This is a genomic window from Rhodobacter maritimus (assembly GCF_058747975.1).
In genome coordinates, this window is the sequence record NZ_CM179095.1 from 40,765 (window position 1) to 57,398 (window position 16,634).

10 protein-coding genes are annotated in these 16,634 nt (G+C 69.1%); 5 read left to right on the forward strand and 5 right to left on the reverse strand.

Translation table 11 applies throughout. The annotated features are described in order from the left end of the window. Positions 1 to 2: 2 nt before the first annotated feature. The 3 genes from AC4PTO_RS00185 to serB all read right to left on the reverse strand — a co-directional run bounded on the left by AC4PTO_RS00185 (position 3) and on the right by serB (position 3,735). Entirely contained in the window at positions 3 to 617 is a 615-nt protein-coding gene (locus tag AC4PTO_RS00185; protein ID WP_492730776.1) for a CDP-alcohol phosphatidyltransferase family protein, read from the reverse strand. Beyond that, positions 614 to 2,758, reverse strand: coding sequence for a dihydrolipoyl dehydrogenase family protein (locus tag AC4PTO_RS00190; RefSeq protein WP_492730778.1), 2,145 nt, complete (start codon positions 2,756 to 2,758; stop codon positions 614 to 616). Before AC4PTO_RS00190 ends, AC4PTO_RS00185 begins: the two co-directional genes overlap by 4 nt. Before the next feature lie 104 nt (positions 2,759 to 2,862). Continuing rightward, positions 2,863 to 3,735 (reverse strand): phosphoserine phosphatase SerB, encoded by an 873-nt coding sequence (gene serB / locus AC4PTO_RS00195; protein WP_492730780.1) that lies wholly within the window; start codon positions 3,733 to 3,735, stop codon positions 2,863 to 2,865. 151 nt (positions 3,736 to 3,886) lie between these two features. Between serB and AC4PTO_RS00200 the strand changes: the two genes are divergently transcribed. From AC4PTO_RS00200 to AC4PTO_RS00220, 5 genes are all read left to right on the forward strand, one after another. Further along, positions 3,887 to 5,035, forward strand: coding sequence for a phosphoserine transaminase (locus AC4PTO_RS00200; protein WP_492730782.1), 1,149 nt, complete (start codon positions 3,887 to 3,889; stop codon positions 5,033 to 5,035). Between the two features lie 67 nt (positions 5,036 to 5,102). Continuing rightward, entirely contained in the window at positions 5,103 to 6,698 is a 1,596-nt protein-coding gene (serA, locus tag AC4PTO_RS00205; protein WP_492730784.1) for a phosphoglycerate dehydrogenase, read from the forward strand. Positions 6,699 to 6,782: 84 nt separating this feature from the next. Next, complete coding sequence (locus tag AC4PTO_RS00210; protein ID WP_492733686.1) at positions 6,783 to 7,526, forward strand: metallophosphoesterase; 744 nt, start codon at positions 6,783 to 6,785, stop codon at positions 7,524 to 7,526. 94 nt (positions 7,527 to 7,620) lie between these two features. Continuing rightward, a complete protein-coding gene (locus AC4PTO_RS00215) occupies positions 7,621 to 8,796 on the forward strand; it encodes an acetyl-CoA C-acyltransferase family protein (protein ID WP_492730786.1) in 1,176 nt (391 codons plus the stop codon). Further along, positions 8,796 to 9,041, forward strand: a complete 246-nt coding sequence (locus AC4PTO_RS00220) for a hypothetical protein (RefSeq protein WP_492730788.1) — start codon at positions 8,796 to 8,798, stop codon at positions 9,039 to 9,041. The genes AC4PTO_RS00215 and AC4PTO_RS00220 overlap by 1 nt, the downstream gene beginning before the upstream one ends. 12 nt (positions 9,042 to 9,053) lie before the next feature. On the opposite strand, the gene pbpC is transcribed toward AC4PTO_RS00220, so the two are convergent. Both pbpC and AC4PTO_RS00230 read right to left on the reverse strand, forming a co-directional pair. Beyond that, positions 9,054 to 11,093 (reverse strand): penicillin-binding protein 1C, encoded by a 2,040-nt coding sequence (gene pbpC / locus AC4PTO_RS00225; protein WP_492730789.1) that lies wholly within the window; start codon positions 11,091 to 11,093, stop codon positions 9,054 to 9,056. 3 nt (positions 11,094 to 11,096) lie between these two features. Then, positions 11,097 to 16,541: an alpha-2-macroglobulin family protein gene (locus AC4PTO_RS00230; protein WP_492730791.1), complete on the reverse strand. Its 5,445-nt coding sequence runs from the start codon at positions 16,539 to 16,541 to the stop codon at positions 11,097 to 11,099. Positions 16,542 to 16,634: the final 93 nt, after the last annotated feature.

Sequence of the window (16,634 nt, forward strand, 5' to 3'; positions counted from 1 at the left end):
GGTCATCCTTCATCCGAAAATGCCCGCCAGCCCATGTGCCAGCGGGTCAGGGTGGTCACCGCGCAGGCGGCGGCGAAAACAAGGGCCAGTATCGGAAAGGCCGAGGGCACAAGGCAGATCGCCACGAAGAAGGCGATCGTCTCTGCCCCTTCGGTCAGCCCGCCGAGATAGTAGATGCCCTTGGCGGGATAGCCGTGCGACACGATCCCGCGCCGCGCCGCGATCACGGCGAAGGCCAGGAAGGAAGACCCCGTTCCCACGAAAGAGGCGATCAGGACCGCCGCGGGCAGCGCATTCGCGGCCGGATCGGACAGCGCGAAGCCAAGCGGCACCAGCGCGTAGAACAGGAAGTCCAGCGCCGTATCCAGAAAGGCGCCGCGATCCGTTGCACCCACGATCCGCGCCACCGCGCCATCCAGCCCGTCGGCCAGCCGGTTGAGCAGGATGAACACAAGCGCCGCGCCATGCGCCCCGAAGGCAAGCGCGGGCAGGGCGCAAAGCCCCAGCACGAAGCCCGCGATCGTGATCTGGTCGGCGCGCAGGCCAAGGGCGGCCAGCCGCTGTGCGGGCGGGTGCAGCAGGCTGCGTTGCAGCGGCAGGATCATCGCGTCGATCATCCGCGCCTCCAGCCGTGAAACCGTTCCAGCAGCGCAAGCGCGCGGGCGCTGACATGGGCACGGCGCCATTCCCCCGCGGCGTATTTGTTCGCCTCGGCCAGTGTCGGATAGATATGGATCGTCGAGAGGATCTTGTTCAGCCCCAGCCCCTGTTTCATTGCCAGGACGAATTCGGCCAGCAGATCGCCCGCCTGTTCGCCCATGATCGTGACGCCAAGGATCCGATCCTTGCCGGGGGCCGTCAACACCTTGACGAAGCCCCGGGCGGTGCCGTCGGCGATCGCGCGGTCCAGATCGTCGATGCCGTAGCGCGTGACCTCATGGGCGATGCCCTGCGCACGGGCCTCTGTCTCGTTCAGGCCGACGCGGGCGATCTCGGGCTCGGTGAAGGTTGCGGCGGGGATCACGCGGTTATCGGCCCGGACTCGCCAGAACGGCGCGAAAAGCCCGTTCACCGTGGCAAACCATGCCTGATGTGCGGCGGCATGGGTGAACTGATAGGGGCCGGCCACATCCCCGGCGGCCAGGATGTTGGGGTAAAGCGTCTCAAGGTAGTCGTTGGTTTCCACCACCCGCGCGGCCGGGATGCCCAGCTCTTCCAGCCCATAGCCGTTCAGGCGGGCGGCGCGGCCGACAGCCACGATCACCTCGTCGAAGGGGATGCGGAAGGGGGCACCGCCCTCGGGCTGCACCTCGATCCATTTGCCGCCATCGGTCCCGAAGCCAAGCGCGCGGTGGCCGGTCAGGACGCGCACGCCCTCGGCCTCCAGCGCGGCGCGCAAGGCGTCCGAGACCTCTGGGTCTTCGCGGATCAGAAGGCGGGGGGCCATCTCGACCTGCGTCACGCGCGATCCCAGCCGCTGGAACGCCTGCGCCAGTTCGCAGCCGATCGGCCCGCCGCCCAGCACCACGAGCCGCGCGGGCGCGTGGTCCCGGTCTGCCAGCCGCTCCCACAGCGTGTCCGAGCTGAGCGCGCCCACCTCCCCGATCCCCGGCAGGGGCGGCATCACCGGCGCGGCGCCAGTCGCCAGCACGATGGCGCGCGCGGTCAGCCGCTGCACGCCGTTCTCGCCCGTGATCTCGACCGTCCAGGGATCGACAAGGCGGGCCGTGCCGTGCAGCACCTCGACGCCCATCGCCCGATACCGCTCTGCGCTGTCATGCGGGGCGATGTCGGCGATGACGCGCTGCACCCGCGCCATGACCGCGCGGAAGGAAAAGGCAGGCTCGGCCGGGGTCAGCCCGTAGCGGTCGGCATGGCGCATCTGATGGGCCACGCGCGCCGATTTCAGCAGCGCCTTCGAGGGGACGCAGCCGTAATTGAGGCAATCGCCCCCCATCCGGTGCCCTTCGATCAGCGTGACGCGGGCCTTGACCGCCGCCCCGATATAGGCCGAGACAAGCCCCGCCGCGCCCGCTCCGATCACGATCAGGTTGCGGTCGAAACGGGCCGGGCGGGTATGGCCCGCATAGGCACGACGGCGGCGTATCGCGCCCATGATTCCGCGCGCGATCCATGGAAACAGCGCCAGCAGCGCGAACGCCCCCAGAAGGCCGGGCGAGACGATGCCCGAAAGGCCCTGCAACCGGCCAAGCTGCGTGCCCGCATTCACATAGACGGCCGTGCCCGCCAGCATCCCGAGCTGGCTGACCCAGTAGAAGCGGCGCGCGGGCATCCGCGTCAGCCCCATCAGCAGGTTCAGCGCGAAGAACGGCACCACCGGGATCAGCCGCAGCGAAAACAGGTAGAAGGCCCCGTCGCGCGCCAGCCCGCGCTCGATTGCCGCGGCACGGGCGCCGAGGCGCTGGCTGACCCAGTCGCGCAGGAAGAAACGCGCGGCAAGGAAGGCCAGCGTCGCCCCGATCGTGGAGGCGAAGGACACAAGCACCAGCCCGCCCCAGAAGCCGAAGACCGCCCCCGCCGCCAGCGTCATCCAGACTGCGAAGGGCAACGACAGCGCGGTGATTGCGACATAGGCCAGAAAGAACGCGCCTGCGAACACGCCGGGATGGGCCGTGCGCCATGCCTGCACCCGATCCAGAAGGGCGCGCAGCCCGGCCAGATCCAGCGCATCGCGGCTGACCCAGACCAGCACAAGCACCGCAAGCGCGATCAGGGCGAAAAGCATGGGTTTGCGCATCGTCTTTTCTCTCATCTGGCCGGCCCTGTGCTTGTGGGACACGGGCCAAGTCGTGCGGGCGTGCGGAATTGTTACGCGCAACCCGGTGCGGGCAAGCCGCCCGCTCAGACGAATTCGTCGATGCGATAGCCCTGAATGTAAAGCAGTGCCGTCAGATCGCCGTGGTTGATGCGGATGTCGCATTGCGCCGCGACGCTGGGTTTGGCGTGCAGTGCAACCCCGGCCCCGGCCAGCCCGAGCATGCCCAGGTCGTTCGCGCCATCGCCTACCGCCATCACCGCCATATGCGGCAGGCCGCGCTGCGCCGCGATCTCTTCCAGCGCCTGCACCTTGGCCGCGCGGCCAAGGATCGGGCGGCCGACCTCGCCCGTCAGGTGGCCATCCGCGATCAGCAGGGTATTGGCGCGGTTCTCGTCGAACCCGAGGCTGTGCGCCACATGGCCGGTAAAGGCCGTGAACCCGCCCGAGACCAGCACGCACCACGCGCCATTGGCCTTCATCGTGCGAAGCAATGCGTGCCCGCCGGGCATGAAGGTGATGCGTTCCGCGATCACCCGGTCGATGACGCTTTCGGGCAGGCCCTTCAGAAGGCCCACGCGCTCGGTCAGGGCGCCTTCGAAATCCAGCTCTCCGTTCATCGCGCGGGCGGTGATGTCCTTCACGCGCGCGCCCACGCCCGCCACATCGGCCAGTTCGTCGATGCATTCCTGCTCGATCATGGTCGAATCCATGTCGGCGATCAGCATGCGCTTGCGCCGCCCCTCGCTGCGCTGCACGACCAGATCGACGCCGATGCCTTGCAGGCCCTGCCACACGTCCCAGCGGTTTTCGGGGATCTCGGGCAGCGAGAATTCCGCCGCGACGCCGGGGTTGAGCCATTCCGCCGCGCCCCCCGCCCATGCATCGCGCAGCGATTCTACGGTAACCCGGTCAAGCCCGGCGGTTTTCGGAGAGGTGAGCAGGGTCGCTGTGAACATGAAAGTTTCCGATAGTGGAGGCGCGTGTCGCATTTGTGTTCCGATGCGGCGCATTATCGCAATTTTCCCGCTTGTGCCAGAGCGTGAGGGGCCGTATTTGCGGCAGCGGGACACCCCTCCCCAACGAGGGGCGTTTATCTGGAAGGATACCATGACCGACAAGACGACCCCGGCCGCGCGGCCGGCCAATCCGCGTTTCTCTTCGGGCCCCTGCGCGAAGATCCCCGGTTTCTCCCTCGACATGCTGTCCGATGCGCCTCTGGGCCGGTCGCACCGCGCTGCCGTGGGCAAGGCCAAGCTGAAAGAAGCGATCGAGCTGACGCGCGAGGTCCTCGGCGTTCCGGCCGATTATCGCATCGGCATCGTGCCCGGTTCGGATACCGGCGCGGTCGAGATGGCGATGTGGTCCCTGCTGGGCGCCCGCCCGGTCGAGATGCTGGCATGGGAGAGCTTCGGCGAAGGCTGGGTGACCGACGTGGTCAAACAGCTCAAGCTCGACGCGACCGTGAAGAAGGCGGGCTATGGCGAGATCGTGGATTTCTCCACCGTCGATTTCGACCGCGACGTGGTCTTCACCTGGAACGGCACCACCTCGGGCGTGCGCGTGCCCGATGGCGACGCGATCCCGGCGAACCGTGCGGGCCTGACGATCTGCGACGCGACCTCGGCGGCCTTTGCCATGGACCTGCCCTGGGACAAGCTCGATGTGGTGAGCTTCTCGTGGCAGAAGGTGCTGGGCGGCGAGGGCGCGCATGGCGTGCTGGTCCTGTCCCCCCGCGCGGTGGAGCGGCTGGAAAGCTACACCCCCGCCTGGCCGCTGCCCAAGATCTTCCGCATGACCAAGGGCGGCAAGCTGATCGAGGGGATCTTTGTCGGCGAAACGATCAACACGCCCTCGATGATGGCGGTCGAGGATTATCTGGTCGCGCTGAAATGGGCCAGGGGCGTCGGCGGGCTGAAAGGCCTGATCGCGCGGGCCGAGGCGAATGCCGGGGCCCTGTGGGACTTCGTGGCCGCCAGGCCCTGGATCGCGAATCTCGCGGTTGATCCGGCGACGGCCTCGACCACCTCGGTCTGCCTGAAATTCACCGACGATCGCATCAAGGATGCGGGCGCCTTCGCCAAGGCCGTTGCCAAGCGCCTTGAGAAGGAAGGCGTGGCGCTGGATGTCGGCGCCTATCGCGATGCCCCGGCGGGCCTGCGGATCTGGTGCGGCTCGACCATCGAGACGTCCGATGTGAAGGCGCTTCTGCCCTGGCTCGAATGGGCCTTCGAGGCCGAAATCGCGGCGCAAGCCTGATCCGGAACGGCAGGGCGGCCGATGCCGCCCGCCCCATCAACCCCCATTTTGCACAGGAGCCCAAGAGATGGCCCCCAAGGTTCTCGTATCCGACAAGCTTTCGCCGACCGCCGTCCAGATCTTCCGTGATCGCGGCGTCGAGGTGGACTATCTGCCCGATCTCGGGAAGGACAAGGAAAAGCTGGCCGAAGTCATCGGTCAGTATGACGGCCTGGCGATCCGCTCGGCCACCAAGGTGACCGAAAAAATCCTGGAGAAAGCCACCAACCTGAAGGTGATCGGCCGCGCCGGGATCGGTGTCGATAACGTCGACATTCCCGCAGCCTCGAAAAAGGGCGTGATCGTGATGAACACGCCGTTCGGCAACTCGGTCACCACGGCCGAGCACGCGATCGCGATGATGTTCGCGGTGGCGCGGCAACTTCCCGAGGCCTCTGCCTCGACCCATGAGGGCAAGTGGGAAAAGAACCGCTTCATGGGCGTCGAGGTCTTCAACAAGACCCTGGGCGTGATCGGCGCGGGCAATATCGGCTCGATCGTGATCGACCGTGCACTGGGGCTGCGGATGAAGGTTCTGGCCTATGATCCCTTCCTGTCGGAAGAGCGGGCCAAGGCCATGGGCGTGACCAAGGTGGAGCTGGACGAGCTGCTGGCCAAGGCCGATTTCATCACGCTGCACGTTCCGATGACGGAAAAGACGAAGAACATCCTGTCGCGCGAGAACCTTGCCAAGACGAAAAAGGGCGTGCGGATCGTCAACTGCGCGCGTGGTGGCCTGATCGACGAAGAGGCCCTGGCCGAGATGCTGAAATCGGGCCATGTCGCGGGCGCCGCGCTTGACGTGTTCGCGGTGGAGCCGGCGACGGAATCGCCGCTTTTCCATCTGCCCAATGTCGTGGTCACGCCGCATCTGGGCGCCTCGACCACCGAGGCGCAGGAAAACGTGGCACTTCAGGTGGCCGAGCAGATGTCGGACTACCTTCTGACCGGCGCGGTGCAGAACGCGCTCAACATGCCCTCGGTCACGGCCGAGGAAGCCGCGGTCATGGGCCCCTGGGTCAAGCTGGCGGGTCATCTTGGTGCCTTCGTGGGCCAGATGACGGATGAACCGATCCAGGCGATCAACATCCTATACGACGGCGTGGTTACGGAAATGAACCTGCAAGCGCTGAACTGCGCCGCCATCGCGGGCGTCATGCAGGCCACCAACCCGGATGTGAACATGGTCTCGGCCCCGATTCTGGCCAAGGAGCGCGGCGTGAACATCGCCACCACCACGCAGACCAAGTCGGGCGTGTTCGACGGCTATGTCAAGCTGACCGTCGTGACCGCCGCGTGGGAACGCTCGATCGCGGGCACGGTGTTCTCGGACGGCAAGCCGCGCTTCATCCAGATCAAGGGCATCAACATCGACGCCGAGGTGGGCGCGCATATGCTTTACACCACCAACAAGGACGTGCCCGGCATCATCGGCACGCTGGGGGGCACCCTTGGCAAGCACAATGCCAATATCGCCAACTTCACCCTTGGCCGCACCAAGGAGGGGGGCGATGCGATCGCGCTTCTCTATCTTGATGCGCCGCTCAGCGAGGCGCTTCTGTCCGAGCTGAAGGCGACGGGCCTGTTCCAGCAGGTCAAGCCGCTGGAATTCGAGGTCGCCTGATCTCGAACCTGCCACCGGAATGGTGTAGCATTTCGGCCTCTGCCCCCACCGGGGGCGGGGGTCATTTTCTGAAAAGGGGGCATGATGCGCAGCTATGCCATCGGCGACATCCACGGCCAGCTTGCGCTTCTGCTTGAGGCGCATGAGCTGATCGCGGCGGACCGGGCCGCGCATGGCGGGGCCGATGCGGCGCCGGTCGTGCATATCGGTGATCTGGTCGATCGCGGCCCCGACAGCGCCGGTGTGATCGAGTTTTTGCGCGCAGGCCAGGCCGAAGGGCAGGATTGGATCGTGCTGAAGGGCAATCACGACCGCATGTTCTCGGGTTTTCTCGATGACCCATGGGCGCGCGATCCCGGCCTGCGCTCCGAACTCGGCTGGCTGCACCCCCGGCTGGGCGGCGCGCAGACGCTGAAATCCTTCGGGCTGCGCGAACCGGGCAACCGCCCGCTGGACCAGGTGCACCGCGAGGCGCTTGCCGCCGTTTCTCCGCAGGTGCGGGACTGGCTGAGGGATCTGCCCGTATCGTTCCGGCGGGGTGAGGCGGTCTTCGTGCATGCCGGCATCCGCCCCGGCCTTGCGCTTGCGCAGCAGGAAGAGAACGACCTGCTCTGGATCCGCGACGTATTCCTCAACGACACGCGCGATCACGGCTTTCTCGTGGTGCACGGGCACACCGCTATCTCGCGCGCGCGGCATTACGGGAACCGGCTGAACATCGATTCATCGGCCGGCTATGGCGGGCCTCTGTCCACCGTGGTGATCGAGGGGCGTGATGCATGGCTTCTGGGCTATGACGGCCGCAAGCCCCTTCTGCCCGAGGGCTGAGCCGCCTTGTTACGTCCCGTCATGCGGAACTGTCCGGCTGGCGCGGGGCGGGGGCAGGCGCTAGGCTTGCGCATCTGCATCTCTGGGGGAAATCATGTCCGATATCGTCATCCTCTCCGGCGCGCGCACCGCGATCGGTGCCTTTGGCGGCAGCCTCTCGGGGTTCGCGCCGATCGACCTTGCCACTTTCGCCGCCAAGGCCGCGCTGGAACGCGCGGGCCTTGCCCCCGAACAGGTGGGGCAGGTGGTGTTCGGCCATGTCATCAATACCGAACCGCGCGACATGTATCTGTCGCGCGTGGCCGCCATTCAGGCGGGTATCCCGGTGGGCACCCCGGCGATGAACGTGAACCGGCTTTGCGGTTCGGGCGCGCAGGCGATTGTCTCGGCGGCGCAGATGCTGATGCTGGGGGATGCCGATTTCGCCGTGGCGGGTGGCGCCGAATGCATGAGCCGCGCCCCCTACATCCTGCAACAGGCGCGGTTCGGCCAGAAGATGGGCGATGTGCGCGCGCTTGACATGATGACCGGCGCGCTGAGCTGCCCGTTCGGCACCGGCCATATGGGCGTGACGGCGGAAAACGTCGCGGCCGAGCATGACATCAGCCGCGCCGCGCAGGACGAATTCGCGCTGGAAAGCCAAAGTCGCGCCGCCGCCGCCATCGCCGCGGGCCATTTCCGCGAAGAGATCGTCCCAGTCGAGATCGCCTCGCGCAAGGGCACGGTGGTGTTCGACACGGATGAACACCCCAAGCAGACGAGCCTTGAGGCGCTGTCCGCCCTGAAGCCGGTGTTCCAGAAGGGCGGGTCGGTCACGGCCGGCAATGCCTCTGGCATCAATGATGGCGCGGCGGCGCTGGTTCTGGCGCGGGCCGATGCGGCCAAGGCCGCCGGGCTTGTGCCGCAGGCGCGAATTCTGGGCTATGCCCTGGCCGGGGTGCGCCCCGAAGTCATGGGCCTTGGCCCGATCCCCGCGGTCGAGGCGCTTCTGGCGCGCACCGGCCTGTCGGTTGCGGATTTCGACGTGATCGAATCGAACGAGGCCTTCGCCGCGCAGGCCCTTGCGGTCAGCCGCGCGCTCGGCTTCGATCCGGCGCGGGTGAACCCCGATGGCGGCGCGATCGCGCTTGGCCATCCGGTGGGCGCGACCGGGTCGCTGATCACCGTCAAGGCGCTTCATGCCCTGCGGCGCACCGGCGGGCGGCGCGCGCTGGTCACCATGTGCATCGGCGGCGGGCAGGGGATCGCGCTTGCCATCGAGCGGATCTGATGGCCTTTGCCCCCGAGGACCGGGCCGCCCTTCTGGCCGCGCCCCTTGTGGGCCCCACCGTCCTGCAACGCTTCGAAGAGATCGGCTTCGGCTCTCTCGAGGCGCTTGCGGGCGCGCAGGCCGAGGATCTTTGCCGCCTTGTCGCGGCGCATCTGGGCACGACCTGCTGGGCCAACGCGCCGCGTGCGCGCCAATCGGTCGAGAATGCGATCGCGGCCGCGCAGGCCCGCCTTGCCGGGCGCTAGGGCCGCGCCGCGCTAATCGCCGATGCGGACCTGCGCACTGGCCGAGCGCCCTTTCGCATCCAGCACCGTCAGGGTGACGAAGCCCTGACCGGGCATCGTCAGGACGGTGTCGCGGCTGCGGATCGCAACCGCCACGGGGGCGCCGTTCGCCAGCCATGTGAAGGGCGCGGCCCCCCCTTTCAGCTTGACCGCAAGCGCGCCATCGGGCGCCGCAATCCGGGCGCCGTCGGGCGGGAAGGCCAGTTCGGGCGCATCGGCCTCGGGCCGGGTAAAGGCGGCCTCGCGCGGGCGGAAGCGCTGCAAGGGCGGCGGCAGTTGCGCGTTCGAGACCAGCAGCGTGGCCGGGGGCGGCGGCGGCAGGGGATCGCGGCCGGGTTTGGCGCGCCCGAACAGCTCGAACAGGATCGGGGCGGCCAGATCGCCGCCGAAGGCGCCGGGCACGGCCGTGCCATCGGGCCGGCCCAGCCAGACCCCGCCGACATGGCGCCCGTCGAAACCAAGCGCAAGCGCGTCGCGGTGGCCATAGCTCGTGCCGGTCTTGTAGGCGATCCGGCCCGGCGCCGCGCCCGGCGGGGGCGGCACATGGGCAAGGATGTCGGCCACCTGCCAGGCCGCGACCGGGCCGAAAAGCCGCCCCTCGGGCATCTCCGCGCGCCCCGGCTCGGCCGAGATCCGGATCGGCCGGCCCATCCGCGCAAGCGCCGCATAGCCCTGCACCAGCCCCTCGAGGCTGACGCCAAGCCCGCCAAGGCTGATGGCAAGGCCGGGGCTGTCGCCGGGCAGGCGGGTCTCAAGGCCCGCGCGCCTCAGCGTCGCCATCAGCCGCGCGGGGCCAAGCGCCTCGGTCAGGCTGACCACGGGGATGTTCAGCGACAGGCCCAATGCCTCGCGCAGGGTGACGGTGCCGCGAAAGCGGCGGTCGAAATTCTGCGGATGCCAGCCGCCGAAAGCCAGTGGCCGGTCCTCGATCAGGGTTTCGGGATGGGCAAGCCCGTCATCGAAGGCCAGGGCATAGACAAAGGGTTTCAGCGTTGATCCGGGCGAGCGCAGCGCCTGCGTCATGTCGACAAAGCCCGCGCGCGCGTCATCGGCCCATGCGGCGGCACCGACATGGGCAAGGATCTCTCCGGTCCGGTGATCGGCCAGGATCATCGCGGCCGAAAGCCGCCCGCCCTGCCCGGCCACCGCGCGCGCGGCGAGCCGTTCGGCGGCGCGTTGAAGCGCCGGGTCGATGGTGGTGGCGATGCGCGCGCCGGGGGGCGCCGTGCGGGCCAGCCGCGCGGCCAGATGCGGGGCAAGCGCGGGAAAGGCGCGGGCGGCGGCGGGAACCGGCTCTTGCAGCGCCGCCGCCGCACGCTCCGGCGTGATGGCCCCCCTGCGCGCCAGCCGGGCCAGAACCCGCGCGCGGGCCGCCTGCGCCCGTTCGGCAAAGCGGTCGGGGCGGCGCGCCTCGGGCGATTGCGGCAGCGCGATCAGCAGCGCGGCTTCGGCCGTGGTCAGGCGCCGGGGCTCCTTGCCGAACCATGCCAGCGATGCCGCGCGCACCCCTTCGATATTGCCGCCATAGGGCGCCAGCCGCAGATAAAGCCCGAGGATCGCGGATTTCCCCAGCCGCCGTTCCAGTGCAAGCGCCACGCGCGCCTGCCGGATCTTGCCCGAAAGCGTGCCGGTGGGGCCTTCTTCCAGCAGCCGCGCGACCTGCATGCTGAGCGTCGAGGCGCCCGAGACCACCCGGCCGGCGCGCGCCGATTGCCAGCCCGCGCGCAGCACCGCCAGCGGGTCGATCCCGGCATGGGAATAAAAGCGCCGGTCCTCATAGGCGATCAGCAGGTCGATGAAACCCGGATCGACGGGGCCGGGCGCCAGCCGCCAGCGGCCATCGGCCACGGGGAAGGCACGCAGAAGGCTTCCGTCGCGGGCCAGGACCTCGGACCCGGTGGCCACGTCCAGCGGCGGCAGATCGGTGCGCGCGACCCAATCGTCCAGCGCATCGCGCCCAAGCGCCGCCAGAAACAGCGCAAGCACAAGGGCGAAGGGCGCAAGGCGACGCATCGCCTATTCGATCACGATCCGGCCCGTCGCAGTCTGGGCGCGGTAATCGGGGCGATACATATTCTCGACGCTGGCGGCCGGGTGATGGAAGCTGCCCGGGCTGACCGCACGCACGATATAGGCCAGCCGGAAGGCCCGTCCCTCGCGCCAGTCCAGCGCGGCAAGGAAGCGGTCCTGCCGGAACTCGGTCATGCGGGTATCCTCTTCGACCGACAGCCAGTCGAGCGCGGCGATATCGCCCGCGCGCAGCAGGTTGGGGTTGTCGATCTCGAAGCCCGCGGGCAACGGGTCGGACACCAGAAGCCGCCCCGCGCCCTTGCCATGCGGCGTGACCTCAAGCACCGTCACAAGCCGGCTGCCCTGCGCAAGGCGCGACGGATCGACCGCCACACCCTCGGGCGTGTAATAGCTGCGTGTGATCGTATAGCCCTTGCCGCCCGCGGGTTCCGGCGTTTCGGGAACGCCGGTCGTGGTCAGCGTCAGAACCTGCGCCCGGTCGGAATTGTTGGCGATGGCCAGCGGGTCCGCCGCCCGGCTGTCCGTCACCCGCATCACGGGGGTCTCAAGGGCCACACCGTTCAGCGTGACCCCCTCGGCGCCGGGACGGTCGATCAGGGCATGGGCGGCCATCAGCGTCCATGCCGCTTCCTGCGTGGACAGCCGCCGCCGCGCGAGGCTGTCGGCAAGCGTCCCCCCCACCTGATCGAGCGCGATCGCATCCGACCCCGCCTCGGCCGCAAGCGCCAGAACCGCAGCGCGGTCGCGCAGGGTGGTGCCGTAATCGGCGCGCCAAAGCTGGCCCTCGTCTTGCGGGGCGGCGCCCATCATGCGGGCCGCACGGGCGAACATCGCATCCGCCCGGCCCTGATCGCCGTAAGAGGCAAGCGCCGCCCCAAGTTGTGCCGCCGCAAGGGGCGTTGCGAAATCATCGCCCTTCACATCGGCGTAATAGCGCAGATCGCCCACCGCCGCCGCCCCCTCGCGGGCCAGCACCATCAGCGCATAGGCGATGGCGACCCCGCCGCCATTGCTGTCATCGTCGAAATCGGGGGCATAGTTCACCCGGTTGCGCAGGTTGTCGAGCGCGCTGCGCATCGCCCCGGCGGGGATCGCATAGCCGCGCAGTCCCGCCCGGCTGAGGAAATCGGTGACATAGGCATCCAGCCACAGATCGCCCGACCCGGCCGACCACAGGCCAAAGCCGCCACTGGAATCCTGATTGGTCAGAACCCCGGTGATGGCCGTGTCGATGCGCGCGCGCAGATCGTCGGGGCCGGCCAGCCCCATCGCCCCGGCCACCGCGTCGAAATACAAAAGCGGCAACGCCTTCGAGGTGATCTGCTCGGTGCAGCCATAGGGATAGGCATCAAGCGCCGCAAGCAGCGCGGCCGTGTCGAAGCGTGCCAGCGGGCCGATGGCCAGAACCGTCTGCGCGGTGCCCGGCACGAGGCCCGCAAAGGCCTCCTGGTCCAGCACGAAGGTCGCGCCCGCGGCAAGATCGAAGCGCGACTGGCGCGCCACGGGCGGATCGTTTCGCTCGACCGGAACGGCGAGGTGCTTTTCCAGAAGCCTGCCGTCGGGCGTGGTCAGGGCGATGCGGATCTCTTCCAGCCCTTCACCCGCGCCGGCCCTCAGCGGGACAAAGAGCGTGGCCTTGCCCCCCTCGGCCAGGTCGACACCCGAGGGCACATCGCCAAGCACCAGCCCGTCGGACGAGACATCAAGCCCCATCCGCCCCGCGGGTCCGCTGGCGTGGACGATCTCCAGCAGCACGCGGGCGCTGTCTTGTGGCGCAAGGAAGCGCGGGACCGAGGCGGTCACCACCACCGGGTCGCGCACCAGAACATCGGTGCTGGCCTGTCCCACGGCGCTGTCGGACCATGCCACCGCCATCAGCCGCACCGTGCCGTTGAAGGCGGGCAGCGCGAATTCGGTGCGTGCATATCCGTCCGGACCGACGACAAGCGGGCCCGAGAAATAGGCCACCAGCTCTTCGGTCGGGGGCGGGGCCTGCATTTGCAGACCGCGCGCGGCATCGCCGCCCGAGCGGATGATGCCCTCGGCGCCGGTCTGCCCGTCGATCAGCCGACCATAGATGTCGCGCAGCCCGACGCCAAGCCGGCGCTGCCCGAAATAGTGGTTGGCCGGGTCGGGTGCCTTGAAGGCGGTCAGGTTCAGGATCCCCAGATCCACCGCCGCGATGGTGACATGGGCGGTTTCGCCTGCGGCGACGCCCTCGACCTTCAGCGCGACGGGCAGCGTGGCGCGCGGCTCGGCCTCGGGCGCGATGTCGAAGCCTACGGCAAGCCGGCGCGCGCCGGGGTCCAGCGCGGCATGGGCAAGGCCAAGCGCGCGGTCGGGCGTGCGCTCGGCCGCAGCACCCGCCATCGGGCGCAGGACCGAGGCGGTGACATAGGCGCCGGTGCCCCATTCCTCGGTCACGGGCAGGTCGATCACGTTCTCGCCCGCCTGGACGGGCACGGTCTTCAGCGCGATCACGCGGTTCGACAGCACCGAGACGATGGCCACCCCGTCCGTCGCCGGAACCAGCCGCAGCCTTGCGGTCTCGCCCGGCCGGTAGGCGGGACGGTCGAGCGACAATTCCAGCCGGTCGGGGCTGGCCAGCGTGTCGGCGGGCGCATACCAGCCCGCATCGAACGCGACCGAGCCTGCCGCCATGCCCGGCCCCTCGACCACCAGCTCGTAGCGGCCCCAGCGGACCCCGGCGGCGATCTCGGCGGGCAGGGTTCCGTCCAGCGCCAGCTCGCCTTCGGCGATGCGGCTGCGGCGAGTGACCGGCTCCCAGTTCCATGAGCCGTAGAGCGAATACCACTGATAGCGCGTCTCGATCCGGTTCAGCACCCAATGCGCCTGCATCGGCACGGGCGCCGCATCGGGGCCAAGCGCGATGATCTGGAACCGCGCCTCGGCGCCCTCGGATACCGTGTCGTCCGCGAAAAGCGGCCGGATCCCGATCACCGGCCCGGCGGGCAGGATGACGCGCGTCAGGCTGCGCTCGACCGGCCGGCCAGAGCCTTCGCGCAGGCGCACCGACAGGCGTGCCTCCAGCGGGCGGGCGGCCTCTTCTGCGCCCATCTCGGGCAGGATGGCGGACAGGCTGGCCTGGCCCGCGGTATCGGTGCGGGTCTCGGGCAGCGTCTCGTAGCGCGGCGAGAACGGTTCGTCATGGCGGCCGAAGCGAAAGCCCTCGTGCCCCGGAACGCCCTGGGCGGCGGCAAGGCGCAGATCGCCCTCGGCGGCCAGATCGGCCCCCGGCGCGCCGAACAGGTAGCGCGCCGCGATCCCCACGGCCGGCAGGTCGCCCGCGGCCAGCGGGCCTTCGGGCATCGAGAGGTTGAAGTCGATCCGCTCGGGCAGGAAATCCTCGACCAGAACCCGCGCCGAGGCAAGCGGCGCAGCCTTCACATCGGCCAGCACATCCAGCCGCCATGTGCCGCGCGGGGCGCTGCCCGCGACGGGGAAGGCCACGACATGGCCGCCCGCGCCCGCCTCTTGCGTCAGGGTCCGGGCATATTCCACCCCGTCGGGACGGATCAGCACGGCCGTCAGCGGCAGGCCCGAAAGCGCGCGCATCCTGCCGTCACGGGCAAGGATCGTGGCATGGACGGTCTCTCCGGCCCGGTAGGCGCCGCGATCGGTGGTCAGGAACACGTCGATCGGGGGCGCGGGGGGCAGGCCCTCGACCCCGCGATCCGACAGGTCGAATTCGGCATCGGCCAGCGACAGGAAGGCCATGTCCTCGCCCTGCGACACGCTCAGAAGCGCCGGGGCCGCGCCACCGCTGCCACCCACAAGGCCCGCCTCGAAGCGCGCCACGCCCTCGGCATCGGTCTGCGCCTGCGCCAGAACCGCATTCGCCCGAGAGATCACCTCGACCGTCACGCCCGCGCGTGCGGCGGCATCCGACAGGCCGCGCACCACCACCGTCAGCCCGTCGGTTCCCGAATAGCTTGAAACGCCGAGGTCCGAGATCACGAACCACTGCATCGCGGGCGGATTGTCATAGGTTTCCGCGCCGGGGATCGAGGCCTGAAGCGCATAGATCCCGGCGCCGAGCGGGCCGGTCACTTCCTGGATCGGCAGGCGGGTGGTGATGTCGCGGTTGATCTCGGAGGCGACCTCGGCCGAACCCGTCCAGACCTCTTCGGCCATGCGGTCGGTGAAATACTCCGCCGCCCAGTAATCGAGCGAGCGGGCGAAGTAATCGTCGCGCATCGCGGCCACGAGGTTGCGGTCAGAGATCCGCAGCAGGCGCAGGTCCAGCCGGTCGGCATTGACGGTCTGCACCGGAAGGCCCGCATCGGCCGTGCGCGGCAGAACGTAGGCGCGGCCCGGAAAGCTGACGGCGGGGCTGCGGTCGCGCATATAGGCGGTGATGGTGACATCCTTCGCCATCGCCTCGCCCCCGGCCGAGGGCAGCCCCTCGCGGAAGGTCAAGGCATAGCGCGCGCCGTGCTTCAGGCCGGTGACGCAAAGCTGGTTCGCCTCGGCCTCGACGGCAAGGCCGGGCTCGGGCAACTGCACGAAGCTTGCGTAATCCACGCCCGACCGCACGAGATCGTCGGAAAAGACCGCGCAGATACGCGGATCGGCCAGATCTGATTCCACCTGATGCTCGGTGATGCGAAAGCCGTATCGGGCGATCGCATCGTCAAGGGCGGCGGCAATATCCTCGCGTGGGGAAAGGCGTTGGGCCAGCCGCAGCGCGGGCACCATGTCCTGCGTGCGGCCGGTGCGCTCGGCCGCCCCGGAAAAGACCAGAAGCGCCTCGGCCTGCGCCGCGGCGCCCGGTGCACGCAAATAGCCGTTGAGGGCGGCCGATGCGGCCCGCGCGGCACTGGCACGGCGGTCATTGCCGGCGGCGGCCAGCGTCAGGCGGGCATATTCCAGCCATTGATCGGCACTGTCCCCAAGGTTCAGCAGCGCCCCTTGCAGCCGTACCGCGCCTGCCATGTCGCCCCGCTGGCGCGCCGCGGCCACGGCCGTTTGCAGATCGGCCTCGGACCAGTCGCCGGTCATGTGATCGCGGCCAAGCGCACGGGCCATGGCGAAGGCGCCCGACAGCGCGCCGGGCGGCAGGAAACCCAGATCGGCGGCGCGGGCGCGCGCGCGATCCCCGGCCCCGGCGGCCGCGGCGCGCAGATAGGCCGAATAGGCCCCCTGATAGGCCGAGGCCCCGCTGACCCCCGCCTTGGGAAAGCACGAATTGTTGCGCGCATTGAAGGTGAAGGCCTCGCATTCCGGATTGGCCAGGCACGCCGCCTCGCAGGCCTCGAGCGTGGTATCGAAAAGCTGTGCCAGATCCCGCCCCGCAAGATCGAGCCCCTCGGTGAAGATCGCGCGCCGGGGCGGCACCAGCGCATCGTCCTGCGCATGGGCAGGGGCGGAAAGGCAAAGCGCCAGGAGGGCGGAAAGGATCGCACGCATTGAAAAAGACCTCCTGTTTGCGGGGGCGGAAAAGGGGCGCGGCCATCTTGCGCCAATTAAGCCTTACTTCACACCGTTTTGCCAACCTGCCGC